Origin of the sequence: Vibrio sp. 070316B (assembly GCF_013114115.1) — a bacterium.
Taxonomy (GTDB): domain Bacteria; phylum Pseudomonadota; class Gammaproteobacteria; order Enterobacterales; family Vibrionaceae; genus Vibrio; species Vibrio chagasii_B.
In genome coordinates this window covers 1-3,094 of the sequence record NZ_VTYC01000061.1, presented here as the reverse complement: position 1 = coordinate 3,094, position 3,094 = coordinate 1, and the positions used below count along the sequence as shown (strand labels likewise).

The window sequence follows — 3,094 nt, the reverse complement described above, 5'->3', positions numbered from 1 at the left end:
TCTAAATATTGCTTAGCAATGATACATTTTAGCTCTCGGCTATATTTGGACATAAAAAGACCCCCAATAATTGGTGTCCAACTATTGGGGGTCAGTTCATAGTGTGGCTTTTTGTTTTAATGGCGTTTTTATTTCTCTTATTTATTTCTGATAAAGTGAATTATCACGGTAAATAGTTCGATTTTGTGTGTTTTTTAACCGCGCGATCGTTTGCGTTAAAAAATGTGATGAAAGTCTCAATCAACTGTTTATACTTCTCTTCCGGTTTTAAGCCGGTGCTTAGCCAATACAAGCCGTCACATGGATATGTGAATGACCCCACGGACCGGACCAGCTACGTTCCACTGCTTGTATAAGGTGATTTTTTACATGAACAACTCGTTGTTACAGTCGCTAACTTTGTTAGCCCCTTCATCGCGTAGCGTTTTGCTTGCGGTTCTTTGTCCTGTTCCTTTGATGTCATTCGCTTGGCTCATGTTCACTCTATAAGGATTACTAGGACACATTATGAATATTCTATTTGGTTTTGTCGGTGTTATTGCACTGATTGCTTGCGCGTACCTGCTATCTGAAAGTCGTTCTTCGATCAACTGGAAAACGGTCTCTCGTGCTCTTTTACTTCAGATTGGCTTTGCTGCTCTAGTATTGTATTTCCCATGGGGACAGTTGGCGTTAACAAGCCTAAGTAATGGCGTTTCTAGCCTGCTTGGTTTTGCAGACGCTGGTATTGCTTTCCTTTTCGGCGACCTTGCTACTGAAGGCTTCATTTTCGCGGTTCGCGTACTTCCAATCATTATCTTCTTCAGTGCTTTGATCTCTGCGCTTTACTACTTAGGCATCATGCAGAAAGTGATTCAAATCTTAGGTGGAGCGGTGCAGAAACTGCTTGGCACAAGTAAAGCTGAATCTCTGGTTGCGACCGGTAATATCTTCCTCTCTCAGGGTGAGTCTCCTCTTCTTATTCGTCCTTTTTTAAAGTCTATGACTCGTTCTGAACTGTTTGCTGTAATGGCAGGTGGTATGGCGTCGGTAGCTGGTAGTGTGCTTGGCGGTTATGCAGGCTTGGGTGTTGAACTTAAATACCTTATTGCTGCGAGCTTCATGGCGGCTCCGGGTAGCTTGTTAATGGCGAAGATCATCGTTCCTGAACGCAGCACACCGAGTGACTACGACCACATTGAGCTAGATAAAGCTGACCAAAGCAACGTAATTGATGCATTGGCTAGCGGTGCGATGAACGGTATGAAAGTCGCAGTGGCGGTTGGTACTATGTTGATTGCATTTGTGAGTGTGATTGCCATGGTAAACACAGGCTTAGAAAGCCTAGGTGATACGTTCGGCTTTGCGGGTATCACGTTGCAAGCAATCTTCGGTTACCTGTTCTCACCACTAGCATGGCTAATCGGTATTCCGAGTGATGAAGTATTAATGGCGGGTTCTTACATTGGTCAGAAGATCGTAATGAACGAGTTTGTTGCTTTCATCGACTTCGTAGAGAACAAAGCACTGCTATCTGAACACAGCCAAGTGATTGTGATATTTGCTCTATGTGGCTTTGCTAACATCGGTTCTATCGCGATTCAACTGGGTTCTATCGGCGTGATGGCACCAGAGCGTCGTGCTGAAGTTGCTAACCTAGGTTTGAAAGCGGTAGCTGCTGGTACGCTAGCAAACCTAATGAGTGCATGTTTAGCGGGTATCTTCATCCTGCTTTAAGCTAGGTTTAGCAAAAACAGCAAAATTCACTAAAAGCGGGCACCTTACTTACGGAGTTTACGTAAGAAGGGTGTCCGCTTTTTTGTGTCTGCCCGTTAAGTGAATTCGGAGTTACCACTTCTCTCACCGCTTCTATTGCGTTTCAGGCTCACTCGGAAGAGTAATAGAGCAAGCCTGTTTTATCCGATATACTTCAATATCATTAGGTTGCGATTAATAACGTTCGGCTTCGATTCAGAACAATCGGTTTTCACCAGAACAAAAGCAACCAAGTCCAATTAATTAAAGGTCTTCCCATGAACATGCGTGTCCTCATCGGTCTTATTACCACCTTCATTGGCTTATTTGCGTTGGTTTATCTTATTGCTGGTGGTGAACAGTTTCCTATCTCTCAGTGGCCAAAAGAAGCTTATCTCGGTTTAGTATTTAGTGTTGTATGGGGCGCAGGTGTAGCAGCATCGGCAGCGTACTTCTTCTCAGCACTGGTGTTCGTGACCGTTGCCGCGGTTTGCTATGCGATTGGTTATAAGATCGGTGGCTTATTTACTAACGACTCTGAAGCCTAGCAAGTCTGACTATGTGGTTGAGTTGCGTGTAATGCATTGGCGTGATCGTTTTAAGGTGTATTGGTATCACCGAAAACAAACCCATCGTTGGAAAGGGGATAGGGCAAAGTCTCTAGGTTGGACCAACGAAGAGAGCCAGTTGTGTCGCTTCGAAGTGATTGCACGCGCGACAGATTTTGAAAATAAGAGTGTTTTGGATTTGGGATGTGGCTATGGAGAGTTGTTCGAACTGCTCGATAGTATCTACCGTATCCAATCATACACAGGCGTTGACCAACATGCCGACTTTCTTAAAAAGGCCAAGCAAAACTACACCGAAGCTCGCTGCAAGTTTATGGCGGGTGACATGAGTAAAATGAATCTAGAAGCGCACGATGTGGTTATTGCCAGTGGCTCTTTGAACTATATCTCTCGCGATTCTGATTACCTAACTAACATGATTACTCGTATGTTTGGACTAGCGAATCAGGCGGTGATTTTTAATCTGCTCAATTCAAGCCAATATCCTTCGCGTAATACCTTGATGAGTTATCATCCTCAAGGCGTCTATCGCTTCTGTAAAACGCTGTGTGACGATGTCTCTTTGATTGAAGGTTATACGGAAGGGGATTTCACGATAGTGATGAACAAAGCCGTTTCTGAAGCTTGATGAACGACTATTCTTGGATTGATGTCGTAGTAACGTAACAGACATTAAAAAGCCGCAGGCTGAACTGACCCCCAATAGTTGGACACCAATTATTGGGGGTCTTTTTATGTCCAAATATAGCCGAGAGCTAAAATGTATCATTGCTAAGCAATATTTAGATGGC

Annotated in this window: 3 protein-coding genes; all 3 read left to right on the top strand. The window is 43.9% G+C overall.

Annotated elements, in window-relative coordinates; genetic code table 11:
• The first annotated feature begins 507 nt into the window (after nucleotides 1-507).
• The 3 genes from F0251_RS24125 (at nucleotide 508) to F0251_RS24115 (ending at nucleotide 2,931) form a co-directional block, all read left to right on the top strand.
• Complete coding sequence (locus F0251_RS24125; RefSeq protein ID WP_171731971.1) at nucleotides 508-1,716, top strand: NupC/NupG family nucleoside CNT transporter; 1,209 nt, start codon at nucleotides 508-510, stop codon at nucleotides 1,714-1,716.
• A gap of 296 nt (nucleotides 1,717-2,012) precedes the next feature.
• Complete coding sequence (locus tag F0251_RS24120) at nucleotides 2,013-2,282, top strand: hypothetical protein (RefSeq protein WP_061031274.1); 270 nt, start codon at nucleotides 2,013-2,015, stop codon at nucleotides 2,280-2,282.
• Between the two features lie 31 nt (nucleotides 2,283-2,313).
• The gene (locus F0251_RS24115; protein WP_061031273.1) at nucleotides 2,314-2,931 is read left to right on the top strand and encodes a class I SAM-dependent methyltransferase; all 618 of its coding nucleotides are present in this window, start codon (nucleotides 2,314-2,316) and stop codon (nucleotides 2,929-2,931) included.
• Nucleotides 2,932-3,094: the final 163 nt, after the last annotated feature.